This is a genomic window from Nodosilinea sp. E11 (assembly GCF_032813545.1).
Taxonomy (GTDB): domain Bacteria; phylum Cyanobacteriota; class Cyanobacteriia; order Phormidesmidales; family Phormidesmidaceae; genus Nodosilinea.
The window spans coordinates 393,115-410,756 of sequence record NZ_CP136520.1 but is presented as its reverse complement, the minus strand read 5'-3'; the positions used below and the strand labels follow the sequence as shown (position 1 = coordinate 410,756).

Annotated in this window: 18 protein-coding genes and 1 tRNA gene; 4 read left to right on the top strand and 15 right to left on the bottom strand. The window is 56.0% G+C overall.

What is annotated here, in order from left to right:
* Positions 1 to 22 precede the first annotated feature (22 nt).
* Positions 23 to 802, top strand: a complete 780-nt coding sequence (locus RRF56_RS04350; RefSeq protein WP_317036403.1) for an ABC transporter permease — start codon at positions 23 to 25, stop codon at positions 800 to 802.
* A gap of 183 nt (positions 803 to 985) precedes the next feature.
* Here RRF56_RS04350 and RRF56_RS04345 read toward each other — a convergent pair whose 3' ends face one another.
* The 6 genes from RRF56_RS04345 to RRF56_RS04320 form a co-directional block, all read right to left on the bottom strand.
* The gene (locus RRF56_RS04345) at positions 986 to 1,564 is read right to left on the bottom strand and encodes an HdeD family acid-resistance protein (RefSeq protein WP_317036402.1); all 579 of its coding nucleotides are present in this window, start codon (positions 1,562 to 1,564) and stop codon (positions 986 to 988) included.
* A 477-nt stretch (positions 1,565 to 2,041) separates the two neighbouring features.
* A complete protein-coding gene (locus RRF56_RS04340; RefSeq protein WP_317036401.1) occupies positions 2,042 to 3,130 on the bottom strand; it encodes a succinylglutamate desuccinylase/aspartoacylase family protein in 1,089 nt (362 codons plus the stop codon).
* A gap of 19 nt (positions 3,131 to 3,149) precedes the next feature.
* Complete coding sequence (locus RRF56_RS04335; protein ID WP_317036400.1) at positions 3,150 to 3,953, bottom strand: cyanophycinase; 804 nt, start codon at positions 3,951 to 3,953, stop codon at positions 3,150 to 3,152.
* A gap of 107 nt (positions 3,954 to 4,060) precedes the next feature.
* Positions 4,061 to 5,044 (bottom strand): glutaminase A, encoded by a 984-nt coding sequence (gene glsA / locus RRF56_RS04330; RefSeq protein ID WP_410510569.1) that lies wholly within the window; start codon positions 5,042 to 5,044, stop codon positions 4,061 to 4,063.
* 88 nt (positions 5,045 to 5,132) lie between these two features.
* Complete coding sequence (locus RRF56_RS04325; RefSeq protein WP_317036398.1) at positions 5,133 to 5,297, bottom strand: hypothetical protein; 165 nt, start codon at positions 5,295 to 5,297, stop codon at positions 5,133 to 5,135.
* Between the two features lie 86 nt (positions 5,298 to 5,383).
* Entirely contained in the window at positions 5,384 to 6,460 is a 1,077-nt protein-coding gene (locus RRF56_RS04320) for a hypothetical protein (RefSeq protein WP_317036397.1), read from the bottom strand.
* Between the two features lie 560 nt (positions 6,461 to 7,020).
* On the opposite strand from RRF56_RS04320, the gene RRF56_RS04315 reads away from it, so the two are divergent.
* Positions 7,021 to 7,698: a hypothetical protein gene (locus RRF56_RS04315; RefSeq protein ID WP_317036396.1), complete on the top strand. Its 678-nt coding sequence runs from the start codon at positions 7,021 to 7,023 to the stop codon at positions 7,696 to 7,698.
* 22 nt (positions 7,699 to 7,720) lie between these two features.
* Here RRF56_RS04315 and RRF56_RS04310 read toward each other — a convergent pair whose 3' ends face one another.
* The 7 genes from RRF56_RS04310 to RRF56_RS04280 all read right to left on the bottom strand — a co-directional run bounded on the left by RRF56_RS04310 (position 7,721) and on the right by RRF56_RS04280 (position 14,536).
* The gene (locus tag RRF56_RS04310; protein WP_317036395.1) at positions 7,721 to 8,278 is read right to left on the bottom strand and encodes an LURP-one-related/scramblase family protein; all 558 of its coding nucleotides are present in this window, start codon (positions 8,276 to 8,278) and stop codon (positions 7,721 to 7,723) included.
* A 154-nt stretch (positions 8,279 to 8,432) separates the two neighbouring features.
* A complete protein-coding gene (locus RRF56_RS04305; protein WP_317036394.1) occupies positions 8,433 to 8,930 on the bottom strand; it encodes a hypothetical protein in 498 nt (165 codons plus the stop codon).
* 217 nt (positions 8,931 to 9,147) lie between these two features.
* The gene (locus RRF56_RS04300; RefSeq protein ID WP_317036393.1) at positions 9,148 to 9,642 is read right to left on the bottom strand and encodes a DUF1269 domain-containing protein; all 495 of its coding nucleotides are present in this window, start codon (positions 9,640 to 9,642) and stop codon (positions 9,148 to 9,150) included.
* 118 nt (positions 9,643 to 9,760) lie between these two features.
* Positions 9,761 to 10,150, bottom strand: a complete 390-nt coding sequence (locus RRF56_RS04295; protein WP_317036392.1) for a response regulator — start codon at positions 10,148 to 10,150, stop codon at positions 9,761 to 9,763.
* A gap of 219 nt (positions 10,151 to 10,369) precedes the next feature.
* Positions 10,370 to 10,741, bottom strand: a complete 372-nt coding sequence (locus RRF56_RS04290) for a response regulator (protein WP_317036391.1) — start codon at positions 10,739 to 10,741, stop codon at positions 10,370 to 10,372.
* Positions 10,734 to 13,388, bottom strand: a complete 2,655-nt coding sequence (locus tag RRF56_RS04285) for a PAS domain S-box protein (RefSeq protein WP_317036390.1) — start codon at positions 13,386 to 13,388, stop codon at positions 10,734 to 10,736. The genes RRF56_RS04290 and RRF56_RS04285 overlap by 8 nt, the downstream gene beginning before the upstream one ends.
* A gap of 50 nt (positions 13,389 to 13,438) precedes the next feature.
* The gene (locus RRF56_RS04280) at positions 13,439 to 14,536 is read right to left on the bottom strand and encodes a response regulator transcription factor (protein ID WP_317036389.1); all 1,098 of its coding nucleotides are present in this window, start codon (positions 14,534 to 14,536) and stop codon (positions 13,439 to 13,441) included.
* A 407-nt stretch (positions 14,537 to 14,943) separates the two neighbouring features.
* On the opposite strand from RRF56_RS04280, the gene RRF56_RS26365 reads away from it, so the two are divergent.
* Positions 14,944 to 15,192 (top strand): transposase, encoded by a 249-nt coding sequence (locus RRF56_RS26365; protein ID WP_410510534.1) that lies wholly within the window; start codon positions 14,944 to 14,946, stop codon positions 15,190 to 15,192.
* 68 nt (positions 15,193 to 15,260) lie between these two features.
* Here the strand turns inward: RRF56_RS26365 and RRF56_RS04275 are convergent.
* Positions 15,261 to 15,347 (bottom strand) — tRNA-Ser (locus RRF56_RS04275).
* A gap of 173 nt (positions 15,348 to 15,520) precedes the next feature.
* Between RRF56_RS04275 and RRF56_RS04270 the strand changes: the two genes are divergently transcribed.
* A complete protein-coding gene (locus tag RRF56_RS04270; protein WP_317036388.1) occupies positions 15,521 to 16,825 on the top strand; it encodes a TldD/PmbA family protein in 1,305 nt (434 codons plus the stop codon).
* On the opposite strand, the gene nei is transcribed toward RRF56_RS04270, so the two are convergent.
* Complete coding sequence (gene nei, locus RRF56_RS04265; protein WP_317036387.1) at positions 16,815 to 17,642, bottom strand: endonuclease VIII; 828 nt, start codon at positions 17,640 to 17,642, stop codon at positions 16,815 to 16,817. The genes RRF56_RS04270 and nei overlap by 11 nt on opposite strands.

Below are 17,642 nucleotides of genomic sequence, written 5' to 3'. Positions count from 1 at the left end.
GTTAACAGGAGGCTCAACATCAATGGTGCTATCTCGCATCGGCGTCATTGCTCGCACGGTATTTCTAGAGGTCATTCGCGATCGCATTCTCTATCTAGTGGCTCTGTTTGCCCTGTTGATGGTGATTGCCGCCGTGCTGCTGCCCGACATCGCCGCCGGGGCCGAGCACAAAATTTTGATCGACCTGGGGCTGGCGGGTATTCATCTGCTCAGCGTGATTGTGGCTGTGTTTGTGGGCACCGGCTTAATCAACAAAGAGATTGAGAAGCGCACGGTGCTAGTGCTGATTGCCAAGCCCGTGAGTCGGGCCGAGTTTATTATTGGTAAACACCTGGGCCTAACGGCGGTGCTGGCGGTGTTGATTGCGGCGCTGGGACTCATTTTTGTGGTGGTGCTAGGGGCTACCGGGGTGTCGTTCTCTTTGGGCAGCACGGTGTTGGCCCTAGTCTTTATGACTTTAGAGGCGGCCTTGCTGGTGGCAGTGGCCATTGTGTTTGGCGTGTTTACTAGCTCGCTGCTGGCCACCCTACTCACCTTTGCGGTGTACCTGATGGGGCACCTCAGCCAAGACCTGGTGGCCTTTGGCGAACTCAGCGAAACCCCAGCGGTGCAGCGCTTGACCAACGCGCTCTACCTAGTCTTGCCCGACCTAGAGCGCCTCAACCTGCGTAACGAAGCCGCCTACGGCCTAGGGTTGCTGCCCACCCCCCTAGAACTAGGGGGGCATGCGCTCTACGGGGTGCTCTACACAGCACTGCTGCTCACGGTGGCGATCGCCATTTTTTCGCGCCGCCAGTTCTAGGGGTTATAGCTGTAGCCAGCCTGGCTAAGACATCTCCCTTAAGCACGTTTGAACGTTCAAACGTGCTTAGGACTTCCGGATGTCAGGTGATCATGGCTATAAAACCCGCGTCGGCCGCAAGGGCGTGAGACCGCCTAGGGGCATTGCACTGCAATGCCCCTAAACGTTGAGGGTATGCAGGGTTTAGACCTCGGCTACGGGCGGGGTGTCAGTGATGAGCTTGCGGGCAGCCAGGGCGGCGGCTAGCAGGCTAATGCCGCTGAAGAATAGGCTAATGCCTACGTATAGGCCAATCAGCCACAGGGCGCTAACGGGCCAACGGTTGAGCACCATGATGCCAAGAATCAGCGTCACCACGCCGTTGAGCACCACTAGCCACGACATACTGCGCCCTGCCTTTTGGGTAAAGCCCATGATGATGGTAAAAACCCCCTCAACCACGAACAAAACCCCAAAGGCCAGGGTCAGTGCCAGTATGGCTGCCCCGAGGTTAAACAGAATATAAAGCCCCGCCACGGCGTAAAAAATACCAACAATCAGGTTGAGCCAAAACCCTCGAACGGGGTGCGATCGAAAGGATTGGATAATCATTACCCCACCGCTGAATAGGGCAATCCACCCCATCATGGCGGTGAAGAAAGCAGAGGCGACCATCGGTGAAATAATCGCCAACAGGCCCAGCACAATGAGCACGATGCTCAAGAAAATGATCCAATTAGTTGACTTTTTAAGGTCTTCAGTTGCCATAAAGTCGGTTGTCATTTTGCCAGCCTCATTACTTAAATGTTCTTTCGCAGGTTCAAAAATGCAATGGTTTAATACCAAATCCTGATTGGTTACCCCGGATTCAGTAGGGCGAATGCTATTTGCCCCTACAGGTTGACTGTTTAGGAATCGGAGTTATGCAATTCGGATTTTGTATAAAAATGCACTGATGCACAAGCTGTGATCATTGCTGATAGTACAGTAATGATCACAGCAAGCCTGCTGGCAACAGAATTTTCTAAGCTTAGGTAACGTAACTTTAAGGTTAAACCTTCCTATGATTTTCCTATAATTTGAAGGAGCAACTTGGGAGCCATTTGATGCCCAAAAAGCCCTTTTATACTGAATCCGAGTTCCATACCCCCGAGACCGAACCGGTCAACCTGTAGGGGCGTTGGTATAGCCTGGCCGGAGGTCTTACGGCGGTTCGCCCAGTGAAATTGGGGGTAGCCCAATAAATTTAGTCGTCGTGAATCAAAGCCCACTGCCCCGACTGTAGAGAATCTGCACCACCCGTGCGCCGGGTTCGCAGAGGGCGTCGCGGGCCACCACCGCCACCTCGCCAGCGACGGTAGCGCGGTATTCGGCCACTACATCGCCAAAGGCATTGCGCTGGAGCGCTAGGAGCTGGCCGGGAATGACGCGATCGCGCAGCCCCACCAGCAATTCTAAAAACCCGCCCACCGTCGCTCGAATGGTCTCTAGGGTATCGCCAAACACGGTGCCGACGTCGGCGGCGGTGCGCCCTAGGGGGCCATCTACCATGCCGTAGTGTTTCAGCACGTTGAGGCTGCCCTCTACCGCCAGGGCAATTTTGTTGGGTTCAAAGCGACGGCCCTCACCAATTTCAATGGTCAGCGCCGGAATACCCGCTTCGATAAAGGCCGTCTCTAGGGTGCCGCCTAGGCCTGGGTCATCTTTAATGTGCTCTACGGGGAAAAGTTCGGCCATCTGACGCACCGCTGGCTGGCGCATATCGGCAAACAAAAATACCGTAAACGCACTACCTGTCGTGATTGTGTGGTAGTCGAGCACCGCTTCTACATTGGGCATAAACAGCCGATGCCACAGCAGCCCGGCGTGGCGGGCTGCGGCATTGTCGGCGGCTTCATCGCCGGGCCACACCCGGTTCATGTCGATACCCACCCCCCCCTGCTGGGCGCTGGGCCATAGTGAGCGCGTATATTCTAGGGCCGGGCGCGATACGCCCAGCACCGCAATCACCGTCCCGGTCATCGCCGCCGGATCGATCTGGGCCATCACTCGCTGCACGGCGTCGATGCCGCTGACTTCATCGCCGTGCACCCCTGCCACCAGAGCAATACAGGGACCAGCCCCAGGTTTCCCAGGGGAGGTGCCGATGCCCTTAGCCACCAGCACCGGCACATACCAGTGCTGCCCCGTGCCCATCTGCACCCCCTGAAAGAAGAACCGATGGGTCTGGCCCGCCGGTAGATCGGCCACCCCCAGATGACTGATCACGGGTACCCCCTGAACAACATCGCCGGTATAGATCGTTTTGACGGGAGTCGAGATGGGGGCGGGGTTGATCAGGGTGGTCATGGTTAGTTGCGATGGGGACTTACACCAGTGGCTGGTGAGTCTTTAGATTAAACCGATAGCCCTGGGGTAAAATGTGCAGCTTAACACCACACAGTGCGATCGGTTCATCGTGGAGCAGACCTTCCAGGTTGTTGTGGGTAGCACTGGTTTCATCCACCACCGTAACTGCCCCGCGTCCAATCACGGTAAACTCATCGCCTTCTACGATAATGCCCGTATCTTCGTCAATTCCTAACCCCAGCACTGCCGGTTGTAGCACCAGGCCCGCCAGCAGGCGACCCAATCGCCCCCGCTGGGCAAAGTGCTGATCGACCACAATGCCCGGCAAAAAGCCCATGCCTGGCCCCATCTCGACCGCATCGACGCTGGGGTTAGACACTGACAAACCGCCCACAATCATCTCGTCGGGCATCATGGCGGCCCCGGCGCTGGTGCCGCCAATCACGGCCCCTTCTCGGTGGCGCTGGTGAATGACTTCGTCTAGGGGAGTGTCCTTAATCAAGTCAACAATCCGTGACTGATCGCCCCCGGTGAAAAAGATGCCGGTGGCCTCTGACACTTTGCGAATGCCATCTTCGCGTTCAGAGTCTTCGCGGCGTTCGGTATTGACGATCTCTACCGACTCGGCCCCGATGCGCTCAAACACACGAATATACTCGTCGCCAACTTCGCCGGGCAGGCTAGTGGCCGCAGTCATAACCGCAATCCGGGCTTTGATACCGCCGGCGGCGCGGACGAATTCGCGCAGTACGGTGCAGTCGCCTTCTTTATCTTCTGCGCCGCCAATGATAACTAGCGCGCCGGGTTGTTGATCGGTACCCATGGAGATGTTCCTAAAGTATCTGTTTTTACAGACTTCAAGTATCCCAGATGCATGAGCTAGTTATGCTATGCCTAACGGCTAGACATTCAGCGGTTTGAACGTTTTAGTTAGGGAATGGTTTCAGCTGAGTTGAGGGGGGCTTTGGCTGGCGTCAGGGGACGGGAGGCAAACAGGTTAAGACCGAGCCGTTCTGACAAAAACTGCGTTACCAACTGCCCTTTAATGCTGGTGCCTGCCTCATCTAGCGGTGGAGCGAAGGTGGCGAGGCCACCCTTGCCGGGGGCGACGGTCAGCAACCCGCCGCTGACGCCGCTTTTGCCGGGTAGTCCGGTTTCGTAGAGCCAGTCGCCAGAGTTTTCGTAGAGTCCGGCGGTGACCATGACGGCAAGTACGTGCTGGCAGTGAATCGGGTCGATGATGGCATCGTGGGTGACGGGGTTGACGCCGCCGTTGGCTAAGGTTGCGGCCATCACCGCCAGATCTTGCGCGGTGACGTTGAGGGAGCATTGCCTGGTGTAAATATCGGTGGCTTCTACCGGGTCGAAGAAGATGCGATCGTAGGCCTGTAGCAGCTTGGCAATGTCGGTGTTTCGCTGATTATTGGCAGCTTCGGATGCGTAGACCGCCTGGTTGAGGCTGAGGGAGCGGCCCGCAAACCGCGACAGCTGCTCCTGAATGAACCGCCACTTGGCCTCAGCGGTGTTGCCAGGGGCCAGGCTGGTGGTGGCGATCGCCCCCGCATTGACCATGGGGTTATTGGTGCCCTCGCCGATGCGCTCTAGGGCGATGACCGAGTTGAAGGATTGGCCGGTGCTGTTGACCCCCAGGGTTTCCTGGGCGGCATCTTCACCAATTGCCTGACAGATCAGGGCAAACACAAAGGGCTTCGACACACTCTGAATCGAAAACTCATAGTCGATGTCCCCTATGCTGTGGATCGCGCCGTTGGTACCCACCACACAGAGGCCAAATAGGTCACGGGGCACCTGGGCTAGGGCAGGAATATAGTCGGCGATCGCGCCTTCGTCGATAGTTTTGAAGCGATCATAGGCGTCGTGCACCAGGGCCTTGATGCGATCGGGAGCGGGCAACTGGCCGGTGGAGATGGGTGGGGTGGCCTCACCGGCTAGGGTAGACGAACTCGCGGGAGCATTCTGATTTCGCTGAGAAAACCGCCATCTATTCAGCAGCATCAACCGTACCCAGTAGTTTGGCTTTAGCAGTTTGCAACTTGTGATCAGTCAGGGCACCGACAGCGTTAAGCGGAGCGAGTGAGGCTCCCCCATCGGTGGAGACGGCGGCGGGACGAAGCCGAGTGGGTTGGTGGCGGCGGTTTCTATGCATGGTGTTTAAGAGAATTAAGGCTTAACTTTTGGGTTATGAGGTTTGAATGGGGGGCCACAACTCAAACCTCATAACTCAGCGCTCATTTAGTAGCGCAGCGTCAGGGCAATGCGATCGTAGTCGGCCAGGACACCGTCGTCCATCAGCATGACTTCACCGCCCTTGGCGAGAACCGCTTCGATGATTTCGTCGATGGCGTCGTCCATCACGTCGGTGCCGCCTTTTTCATCGACAACCTGAAGACCGCCCTTGTCATCGACTACGGCGGGGATGCGGTAGCCGTTTTCGACCAGCAGCAGTTGACCGCGCCCTTCGTGGGCGGCCTGCCAGATTTCCTCTAGAGCAGAGGCCACTTTTTTCTCGCCCATGGCGGTGTCGAGGGCGGCTAGAGCGTCGGTGCGCTGCTTGGCGCGTACTTCCTGCACAATTGGCCACACCTGAGGCATGAGCTCAGCCTCGGTGGCACTGTCAAAGTTGCCGGTGATGGTGCCGGCAATCTGCGAGGTGTACTGCGACACCTCTTGAAAGAAGGAGATCTGACGAATCACACCGCCCACAATAATTGGTAGCGAGTCGTTGTCGGCGTAGGCCGTAAAGGCGCGATCGACCGATTGAAAGAAGCGACGATGGCGATCGTCAACGTAGGCCGAGTCGGCCAAATCAGGCGGGGCCGTGGTGGCTCCAGGCCCATCCATTTGCAATGGAAAGTCTTTGTTGTTGACCTCTTCTAGGGTTTCACCGGTGCCTGCCAGCAGACGGCTGGCGTTTTGGCTGAGCAAAAACACCCAGTAGCGCTGGGCGCGGTGCAGGCCGTAGACCAGGTCGCGGGTGGCGAAGCTCTGGTCAATAATTACCCGCTTGGGCACGGTGAAGGGCAAATAAAACTTTTTGGCAAAATCGTGGGCGACAAATAGGGCCAGCCCGTCGAGGGCATAATCGTAGTCGATGTCCTCCACCAGCTCGTCGAGATTCTTCAGCAGCGGTTCTAGCTCACGGGTCGAGAACTCTTCAGAGAGGCGATCGGTAGCCTCTTTGACCAGGTTTTTAACCCGGATGGGGTCTTGCTTGTTGTCGGGGGAGGTGCGGTGAGTGGGCAACAGCAGCGATAGGGCAGGCACCTTGGTGAGGCCTTGCAGTTCCTTAAGGTCTTGGCGAGTAATCATTAGCGTTTCCTATTGAATTGTCGGAGGGGATACTCAGGGCCACCCCTGTCTCGTTATAAGGGATGAATTGGTTAGGGTGGGCACTGCCCACCGTTAACCTCGGCGCGTAGCTATCCCTTCCAGCAGGCCATTTCACAGTTGGATCTGGGGACAACTCTGGGTGGATGGTGGGCACTGTCGCCTACCACCCGATACTTTGCGGCTATCTTCGTCGATGGTGTATTCGTAGTCGAGCACGTTGCCCTTCAAGCCAAAAGTTATTGCTGAAGGCAAAGAAGCTTACCCCGCCCCCGGTACTGGGTGGCGGTAGTCCGGCGGCTAGGCCGATCTTTGCTAGACAGGGACGCAGCTTGGCTGGCAGACGCACTTTGAGATTCAAATGCTTGTTTGAATCTCCCTGACGAAAACTCACGAAACCTTTACAAACTCTTCGCCTTCTAGTTGCCACATTAAGGCTTGGCTGAATTAAGGTTAAACCCAGATTAAGCAAACGAATGAGCGGCGACCTAGCTTAGCAGGTTGTTTTTCCGACCTTCACAATTAAATCGGCCCAAAAAGTCATGCCACGATTATCTGACCTATACTCACAGATTCACAAGAACCTATTTTCCCTAGCTCTAGTTATCGCCATCTCGTCTATTCCTATTGGTTTAGTTGTATTTTTACGCGTATGGAAAGATATTCCTCCTGAAGCTTTACTGAGAGATCCAGTAATGTTTTTAGGAGGTGAAGTTTATGTTGGCATGGCATCTCAATTCGGGATTTTTTTGTGGGCAGCAGCGGCAGCAATTCCCCTGTTTGCAGGCTATTTAGTAGGATGTCATGGCGAGAGTTCTAAACTGCGAAATTTTCTTGTAGCTTCAGGCTTCTTGTCTCTTTTGTTAGGGTTTGACGATGTCTTCATGCTCCATGATGAAGTCTTTCCGGACTCGGTTGAGAAAATAGTTTATTTGGTTTATGCGAGTGCTGTACTAGCTTTCTTAGTCCGGTTTCAGTCAATTATTCGCCGTACAGACTACCTGTTGTTAGTTATGGCGTTTGTGTTCTTTGCTATATCTATTGGTCTAGATCAACTTCATTTGCCGGATATAAACGGATTCTTTTGGGAAGACAGCGCTAAGATTGTGGGTATCGCAGCTTGGCTAGTGTATTTCTTTCAAGCGTCCGCCTTCTCAATCAACGTTATGCTGCTAAAACAGCGCACTGCACCGATACCTCAGGTGGCACTCAAAAGATAATTGTCAGATTAACAACATGGACCTAGGGGTGGGCCATGCGATCCAGGGCCACGGTGACAGCCAAAATTAAAATGTCGTTCTGGGAGGGCTCGATCTGCACGCCGTAGGTGTTGGCGATCCTAAACCAGCGTTTGGAAATTTCGGCCACTTTGCGCCCGTCTTCGCCAATGGTGTATTCGTAGTCGAGCACGTTGCCTCGCACGGCGAGATCGGGGCCGTTGCCGACTTTGACCGTCCAGCGATCGCGCAGGGGCGATATCAGCGCTTTCTTCACCGTAGCCAGGGGTTCATCGTTGGCCCCTTCAATGGTCATGGTGTCTTTGATGGTGAGTAACTTTTCTTGGATTTTGCACACCCGGTTACCCTGCATGTCTTCAAAGAAGAGAGTGTTGCGAATGCGCAGCAGCTTGCCGTCTACTTTGAAAACCCGCTGACCCTGGCTGTCTTCAATCCAAAAATCGTCGCCGATGGAAAACAGACTCTCCCGCAGGCGGTACTGGGTGGCGCTGCCCCGGCGACCAAATACCTCCCGCTCCTCTTTGCGCTGCTCCCGGCGGCTCGGTCGATCTTTGTTAAACATGGTATGTCTTTCGGTAGGGCGGGCTTTGCCCACCATTAATAGGATCGGTAGGGCGGGCAGTACCCACTCTATGGCTGGAATTGAGTAAGTTTTGACGGTTGAGGTTTGAATTGTGGGGTTGATTCAAGCCTCAAAACTTAAAATTAACAACTATCTAAAACTGCTCTAGCCCTAAAAACTCGGTCTTGCTGTTGTCGGCGATCGTGCTGCAATCGCTGGAGAGCACCCGCGAGTTAAACACCTCAATCCGGCAGGTGCCGGTGGTGTTGGTGATAATCCGCAGGTTGGCCGAAGAGTCAAAGCTGCGTACTCGGGTGAACAGGCTAAAGCTGTTGGCATTGGTCGGGTCATTGGTGCGCCGGGTAATGGCCCCACGATACTGCACCCGCGCTGGCGACTGACCGCGCACGTTCGACGGCAAAATCTCGGTCAGCTCTAGGCCAAAGTTTTCGCCATCGAGGTTGAGCGTCACATTGGCATTGCGGCCTCGGTTAAAGGAGGCCCCCTGAGCCACGCCGCGACCCTGAGATAGGTTGGTCGGGGCGGGGCGATTGGGAATCTGAGCCTGGGTCGTTGCCGGAGCGATGAGGGCTAATCCCAAAGCTGCAAAGACGGCACGAGCCCTCAACAACGAGTAAACGGATTTAATCATCGAAATTCTCAAAAGACGGTGCGGTGCATCGGTAGACAGGTTGCCAAGAACTATCGACTCAGACCACCCTTGAAGCCAGGCTCTACCTACTTGCAGACTGCGATCGAGCGATTGCAAAAGCTGCCGTTGATGCCGCCAGCGGGGGGACAATGGATTAGGGAGGGCGATCGCTGCGGGGGGTGGGCTAGCCCACCCAGCCCCCGGAAGATGAGAGTACTTACAGCTCAGCGCCGAAGTCTTCGCGCAGTTTGGCCTCTTGCTCTGTACTGAGGTTGGATTGAATCAGTTCACCTACCTCGTCGGGGGCAAAGGCTTCGCTGACCTTATCCACCGTCACCTGGCCGGTGAGGAGGAACAGGGCCGAGGTACCCTCGGTGACCTTTTCGCGGAGGTCTTTAATGAAGTCGTCGTTGATGCCGTAGTCGGTAAACTTGCCTGACAGCGCACCTGCTGCCGCACCCACTAGCATGCCAAACACCGGCACCAAAAAAATGAGGCCAAACAGCATGCCCCAAAAGGCACCACCTAGGGCACCAACACCTACCGTGCTGACGGCCTGGTTGGTCTTGGGCTTTTTGCGCCCCACGGGCCAAGTGACGATCGCTGCATCAAGCACCTTGACAATCTCTTGCTTTTGCAAGTCTCCCAGCTTGGCCAGGGCTTTTTCGGCTCCATCGGGAGTTTGAAATTTCCAAACGGTTAACGTAGACATTAATGTTCTCCTAATAAGATTCAGTCAGACTTGAGCATCGAGTTCGAGGCAGACGACAGCTAGAGTTGTCTTTAGCTGCTGTCCGCCAAAAACTCAACTAAAAACCTGTTGAGCAAAGCTAACGTTTCGCGCTTTTGAGGCTCGCTAAGTGAAAAATCTGGGCCGATAGAGTAGATGGGTTAAAAGGCTTGCCGATAGCTCCCCCAAAACCCATCTGATGGAACTCTTTAGGCGTAAGCCAGTTAGCCAACGCACTAATCAACACAATCGGCACGGCCTGGGTAGACGAATACTGTTTGAGTTTCTCAATTAGGATCAACGCCTCTGGTTCAGGGGCCGATGCATCCATCAAGATAACGTCGGGCCGCTTTTTTTCACATAGCTGAATACCCTCCTGAATAGAGGTTGAAGGAGTCACTTCCCAGCCGCCAAGCTCACTCAGGCAGTCGCTCAAAATATATCTCAGATGGGTCTCATGCTCAATCAGAAGAATAGACTGTTTGGGCATGGCGGTACCCTCTGATGTGCTATGAAAGGAACGACCTAGTCCTAAAAGGTTGATCCATTTTAGGACCAGGAAAGTTGAGATGACTGAGCCTAACAGTAGTAGAAGACTATAGGAAAGTCATAGGATTAGAAACTCACCGGATGGTGTGGGTCTATTGGGTCAGTACAGACGTTTCTCTAAAAGCATGAATCCTGCAAGCTAGAGGCCAGCGCTATTGCCCTACCACCCCAGTAAACCAGCGATCTGCTGAGCCAGGGTGAGTGGGTTGAAGGGTTTGGTGATCACCCCGGCGATCGCTAGGGTAGAAAAGCGATCGCGATCGCGGGCCAGCACCTTAGAGGTCAGCACCACCACTGGAATGCCTTGGGTGGCTGGGTGGTTTTGCACCCGATCGTACAGCTCAAAGCCATCCATATCGGGCATGGAAATATCCAGCAAAATCGCGTCAATGGCCTGTTCTTGGGCTAGCTTGAGCCCTTCAGCCCCCGAGGCGGCCCCTAGGGTCTGCCATCCGCCCAGTTCGGCTAGGGCGACTTGAACGATCAATCGAATGTCTTCCTCGTCGTCGATTACCAAAACGCATTTAGGCATGGGGTTGCTCCCGTTTGAGGGGCAGCGCAACGTAGAAGGTGCTGCCCTGGCCCACCTGGCTTTCGACCCAAATGCGGCCCTGGTGCTGTTCGACAATGCGCTTACAGATGGCTAGACCTAGCCCCGTACCGCCCCGCCGCCGTGAGTCAGAGGCATCGACCTGCTGAAACTGGCCGAAGATCGCCGTCAGTTTCTCAGGGGGAATGCCCCGGCCGCGATCGCAAACGGAGAAGATCACTGCGGGATTTTGGGTAGGCGCAAGGGCTCCTGCATTCGATATCGTCGCCTGCAATTGCACCGTTTCCCCCGCTGCCGAAAACTTGATCGCGTTACTGAGCAGATTGGTGAGCACCTGAATGATCGCGTCGGGGGCAGCCCAAAGCACGGCGCTCAGCGGGCTAGTCACCAGGGTAATGCCCGACTGATCGGCCAGGGCCTGCACACTGTCGATCGCCTGGTGTATCAGGTCTCTGATCTGGCAAAACTCTGGTTCGAGTTGCACCCGGCCCGACTCTAGACGCTCAAAACTCAAGATGTCGTCTACCAGACGCACCAGGCGATCGCTGTTGCTGATGGCAATGTTGAGCATGCGCTGAGCTTTTTCGGGGCGATCGGTGTAGATGCCGGCCCCCAGCAATACCAGCGCTCCTTGAATGGAGGTAATGGGTGTGCGCAACTCGTGGCTGACGACGGAGATAAACTCGTCTTTCATGCGGTCGATGGCGAGGCGATCGCGACTGTCTTGGACATGGCCCACCGCATACAGCAGCTGCCCGGCAGCATCGTAGATGGGCGCAGCGTTGACCACCACTGGAATCACCGTTCCCTGCTTGGTGAGGTAGCGCTTTTCGAGCCGGTAGGTGTGGGTTTCTCCGGCCATCATGCGCTGAAACTCGGCCCAGTCGGCGGCCCAGTCGTCGGGGTGAGTGATGTCTTTAAAGGTAAGGGTGAGTAGCTCGGCTTCGCTATAGCCCAAGAGGTTGCAGTAGCAGGGGTTAGCCTGCACAAACTGACCGGTGGCCGACACCAGATAAATCCCGTAGGGGGCATTGTCAAAGGCACGGCGAAAACGATCTTCGCTCTCTTGCAGGGCGATTTCAGTCTGTTTGCGATCGCTGATGTCTTCCACCGTGCCGACAATGCGCACCACATTGCCCGTCTGATCGCGCAGCGGAAAGGCCTTGGATCGTAGCCAGCGCAGTTGGCCATCGGGGCGCAGGTAGCGATATTCTTCGTCAAAGTTCTCGCCCTGGCGCTCTCGCTGGAGGGCGGCAAGGAGGCGATCGCGATCGCCTTCATGCACCCGATCGAGCCAGTAGTTTGTGCCCTTGTAGAACGGTTGCGGCGCAGTAATGCCCAACACCACCCCATAGGACGGGTTGGTATAGGAGTATAGGTCGGCTTGAATTTCGTAGATAAAAAAGCCCTCCCGCACGGTTTCCGCCAGCTGTCGGAAGCGGGCCTCGCTTTGGTGCAGAGCAGTCTCTGACCGCTGGTGAGAACTAATATCGACCATCACACCATGCCACGCCAACTGCCCCTGGGTCCGCCGTTCTGGCTGCGCCTGAATGTGCACCCATTTGAGCGTGCCCGAGGGAGTCAAAATGCGACACTGGTGGGAAAAGGGCTGGAGGAACTGCTCGCTCTCTGCCTCGGTCGCGCAACAGTCAGCCCGATCTTCAGGGTGAATGAGACCTCTGACTAAATCGGCATCCTGGAGGGCTTGTTCGACGGTGATTTCGCCGATAACTTCGACGGCAGCGCTGATGTACTCAAACCAGCCCTCTCCCTCAGGTGTTTTGACAAAGGTATAAATCATGCTGGGAGACACCTGGCTATACTGCTCCAGCCATTGTTCGGTTTTACGCAACTGAGCGGCAGCCTGGCGGCGTTCGGTTTCCAGCCGCTCTCGTTCGCTAATGTCTTTTAGCACCGAAATTACGCAGTTTTGCCCCTCTAGCAGCTGCACCTCGCAGGAAAGCAGCCCAGTTTTGATCTGTCCGGTTTTGGTGCGCAACTGTACCTCAACATTGTTCAGATGGCCCTGAGCGTTCAACTGCGATCGGTAGTGACTGCGCGCGTCTGGGCTGTGCCAGAGGTTAAGTTCTAGGGCGGTGTGGCCAATCAACTCTGAGCGGCTGTAGCCCAATAGTCTTGTTAAACTGTCGTTGACCTCTAGCAGGCGGCCGTCGGCCAGGGTGGCAATGGCGATGGGGTCGGGGCTGGTGCGAAAGATAGTTGCAAACTTGGCTTCAGACTCATTGAGGGTTGTCTGGAGGCACGCTAGGGACTGCTGGAGATGATCGGCCATCTGGTTCCATGACTCGGCCAGATCGTTTAGCTCACGGATAGAGCCATGGGTGGGCAACCGTTGGTCAAAATTGCCCGCCGCCAGCTGGCGACTGATCTGGTTAAAGGTTCGCAATTGGGCCAGGAGTGCCTGGGTAAACAGCAGACCCAGGGCGATCGCACCTCCCAGCAGCGCCAGCAGGAGCAAGTGACGCCGACTATCGGCCAGATTTTGGTAAGCCAGGTAGCCCCCTAGCGCCATGAGGCCTAGCCCAACCCCGATCAGCCCTGTGTTTAGGCCCCAGGGTCGCGATCGACTCGGGTTGGGCTGGGGGTGGCAAGATAGGGGAATGGGCATAGTGCTAAACCCCAAAAGATGGATGTGATGCCAGTTAGATTAGGCGATCGCTAGCAGGGAGACAATGGTTCGGCCCCTACCCCCGCCGTCAGTTCCGCTTGGGAGGAGAGCGTTAGACATTGTTTGAGAGCTTCGAGCTGCTGGGGTAACTGAGAGCAGGGCTGGGTCGATTGCAGCAGCGCCTCCATGGCTTCGGCCACCGCCGCCGCTTCGGTATAGCCAAACAGCCCCAGCCCCCCCGCCAGTTTGTGGGCTTCGAGGCAGGCTAGCTGCCGCTGCTGGGCATCGAAGGTACTATGCTCTAGGGCCTGAGCGGCCTCTTCTAATACCGTTAGCCGTTGGGTTAGGGACGCCCGAAACCGCTGGGTAGCCTGCTGAATGATGCGATCGAGGGGGAGTGAGACGTCACCGGGGGCCGCTGCGACGGGGTTAGCTGCGCCAGGATCAGCTGCGATCGCTGGGGTCTCTACCGCCGGGGCTAGCTTCAGCCGATACCCTAGCCCATGTACTGTCTCAATGGGGTTGGCGGTCAGCCCGTTGCGCTTGAGTCGCTGGCGCAGGTCTTTGATCAGGTTGGTTACCGAACCCTCTACCGGAGGATCATCCATGGGCCACAGGTGGTCGATAATGGCGCTGCGGGTCAGCAACCGCTGGGGAGAGCGCAAAAATAGCTCTAGCAGTTCGTATTCCTTGGGGCGGCAGGGCACGGGCTGCCCCTGGTAGGTGACCTGGGTGAGGGCGGGGTCGAGGCATAGCTCACCCCACTCTAGAACCGGGGTGGTCGTGCGATCGCGGCGGCGTAGTAAGGCCCGCACTCGGGCTAGCAGTTGGGTGGCATCGCTGCTTTTCGCCAGGTAGTCATCGGCTCCGGCATCTAACCCCGCCACAATATCGGCATTGGCCCCTCGCACGGTCAGCATCAGCACCGGGGTGCGAACCCCCTGCGATCGCAGGCGACGGCAGACCTCAATCCCATCAAGCGAGGGTAGCACCCAGTCTAAAATCACCAGGTCGTAGGGCCAACCCAGGGCCATGGTTAACCCAGCGGCCCCATCGGCGATCGCATCGACGGCATAGCGATGGGCACTGAGGGTTTCTACCAACCATTCACTAACCGACAGATCATCTTCGATCAACAGAATTTTCATTCTAGGCTGTGTTAATTGGGGCTGTGTTAATTGGGGCTGTGTTAATTGGGGCTGTGTTAATTGGGGCTGTGTTATTGGGCTGGTGTGACAGTTACTACATGATGTTTGCTTTGATTGTGTCTACTACGATACCTGGGCACCTTCAAAAACTTCAATCCCCCCCGATTGCCAAATCAGTGCTTAGAGAATTGACCAGGCTGAAAACTTTTGAGAATACCAAATCCTATCTGTCTACCCCCGATTTGTCAGGACATGGCACTGCAATGCCTCGACGAGGTAAGTAGGTGAGCGGAATTAACCGTAGGGATCGAGGTACGCTGAAAGACCGCGCATCACGGTGGTTTCAACCATGTCAATCGGTGGCAGCAAGAGGGTCTGTATGGGCTGTGGGATGGGCGTCCACCGCAATGCCTATCGGTGGTGATGGCTGCATTGGAGCAGCACCGATAGGCGGAGGAGCGCACCATTTGTTTCAGCGCACCGGTATCGCTACCGTAATTGTTCAGGATAATGCCTTAATCCATACCAGTAAGGCGGTGCAAGAGCGGCTGCCCATCTGGCAGGCTCAAGGTCTGGATTTCTTTCAACGGCCCCCATACTGGCCGGAGATGAATCAGATTGAGACCCAATGGCATCAACTCAAAAGGCATTTCTAGCATAAAAAGCTGCTTTAACTGCTGTCTAGTTAGTGAGCAACCGCAAGGCAGAAAGCCTTTCAAATCAACGGAGAGGGGGGGATTCGAACCCCCGTGAGGTTTGACCCTCAAACAGTTTTCGAGACTGCCGCATTCAACCACTCTGCCACCTCTCCAAAGGGGCTTAGCTATTCTAGCGTTGAATAGCACCTGCTAGCGAATCTAGACAAAAAACTGAGAAAAATGGGAGGTTTGTCGCCCAGGATCTCTAACTGCGCTCTTTGCAGGGGGGCCGCAATCCGGGAAGATGAAGAGGCTCTGTGTACGCTCCTGCCAACTGACGACTGCTATGGTGCTTGGTCTAAACGACAATTCGCTAGCTGAAAAACTGATCGACTTGGCCCTACAGCATGGTGCTGAAGCCGCAGAGGTGCTGCAATCGCGATCGCGATCGCGCCCGGTTTTTTTTGAAGCCAACCGGCTCAAGCAGCTCGAAAGTTCTGCGGCCTTAGGTACGGCCCTGCGGCTATGGGTGAATGGACGCCCAGGGCTAGCGGTGGCCTACGGCAACGTGGACCCCATTTCTATCGTTGAAAAAGCCCTGGCCATTAGCGCCCTCAATGACCCGGAAACCGTTGATCTGGTTGCGGGCACCAGCCACCACTATCCCGATATGGGCCAAGAGGTGCCGGTAGAGCAGCTGATTGAGTGGGGGCAAGCCATGATTGATCGCATCCGCAGCGTCTACCCGGAGGTCATCTGTGGCGTAGATGTAGAGTGCGATGTAGAAACCACACGCATTCTCAATACCCAGGGGCTCGACTGCCGCTACAGCGATGCCACCCTCAGCAGTTATCTGTCGGCAGACTGGGTACGGGGCGACGATTTTTTGAGCGTTAGCGACGGCCAAACCCAGCGCAACAGTCTAGATAGTGATGCCTTGGTCGATCAGGTCTTGCAGCGACTAGCCTGGGCCGAATCAGCGGCGGCGGTTGATACGGGGCGAATGCCGGTGGTATTCACGGCTAAAGCCGCCGATATGGTGTGGGGTACGCTGCAGTCGGCGCTGAGTGGTAAACGGGTGGTGGAGCGATCGTCGCCCTGGAGCAATGCCTTGGGGGAGCAGATGGTCTCCCCTCGGATCACGCTATTTCAAGACCCAGAGGCGGGGCCGTTTAGCTGTCCCTTTGATGACGAGGGTGCACCCACTCAAAAACTGGTGTTTATTGAGCATGGGGTAGTCAAGTTGTTTTACTGCGATCGCGCCGTTGGCCGCACCCTGGGGGCTGGTTCTACAGGCAATGGCTTTCGCCCCGGCCTGGGCAGTTATCCCACCCCTGGCCTGTACAACAGTCTGGTGCAGCCGGGCACCCAATCCCTAGCTGAGCTGATCGCTACCATTGACAATGGCATTTTGGTTGATCAAATTTTGGGCGGTGGCCCTGGCATTGCCGGTGACTTTTCGGTCAATGTTGACCTGGGCTACCGCATTCACCGGGGCGAACTGGTGGGCCGCATTAAAGACACGATGGTGGCCGGCAATATCTATAGCGCGCTCAAGGATAGCGTTGAGCTGGGCAGCGATGCTGAATGGAACGGTTCTTGCTACACCCCTTCGGTATTGCTAGATGGGTTGTCGGTGACTAGCGGTTAACCGGCTGGCAACTCGGGCAGACATAGCAGCGCCTGCCGCCAATCGTAATCTTAGTGATGGTGTCACCGCAGCGATGACAGGGCTGGCCCAGTCGGCCAAAGGCCCAATGGCGATACTCGCGACGACGGTAGCCGGTCTGCTTAAGCTGAGCGGCTAGGGCCAGGTCGTTGGTAATGCCACTGTGACGGTAAGACTGCTGGGGCAAGGCCAGGGCTGCCTTGGCAAAGGCGGCAATCTGCACGGCGCTACAGTCTATCGGGCGCTGGCTAGGGTGAATGCCCGCCACATATAAAATTTCGGTGCGGAGATAGTTGCCGATTCCGCCCAAAAAGCTCTGATCGAGCAGCAGGGTGGCAAACTGGCGACGGTGAAATGGCTGGCTGAGGGTACGTTCTGCCACCCGATCGGGGGTGAGGTTGACATCGAGGGTATCGGGGCCGAGTTTAACGATGTAGGGATGGCTGGGCACTGCCTCGGCGGTCAGCACCTCAATCTCTGAGGCGCTGTAGAGCAGTGCCCAACGGCGAGGGGTATGAACCGCGAACCGCAGCTGACGACCGGTGAGTGTAGTGGCGTTAGGTTTGCAAGTGACCCATTTACCGTAGAGCTGGTTGTGGCTGTAGACCGCCCACCCACTGTCAAAGTAGGTGACCATGGCTTTGCCGTAGGGTTTGACTGCCACCACCGTACTGCCGACCAGTTCAGCCTCAAAGGGTTTGAGGTGGTCGAAGGCGAAAAACACATCGCAGGCAATATTGCCTGCGATCGCCCGATGGATGTTATCGGCAGCCCGACGAATTTCTGGGCCTTCAGGCAT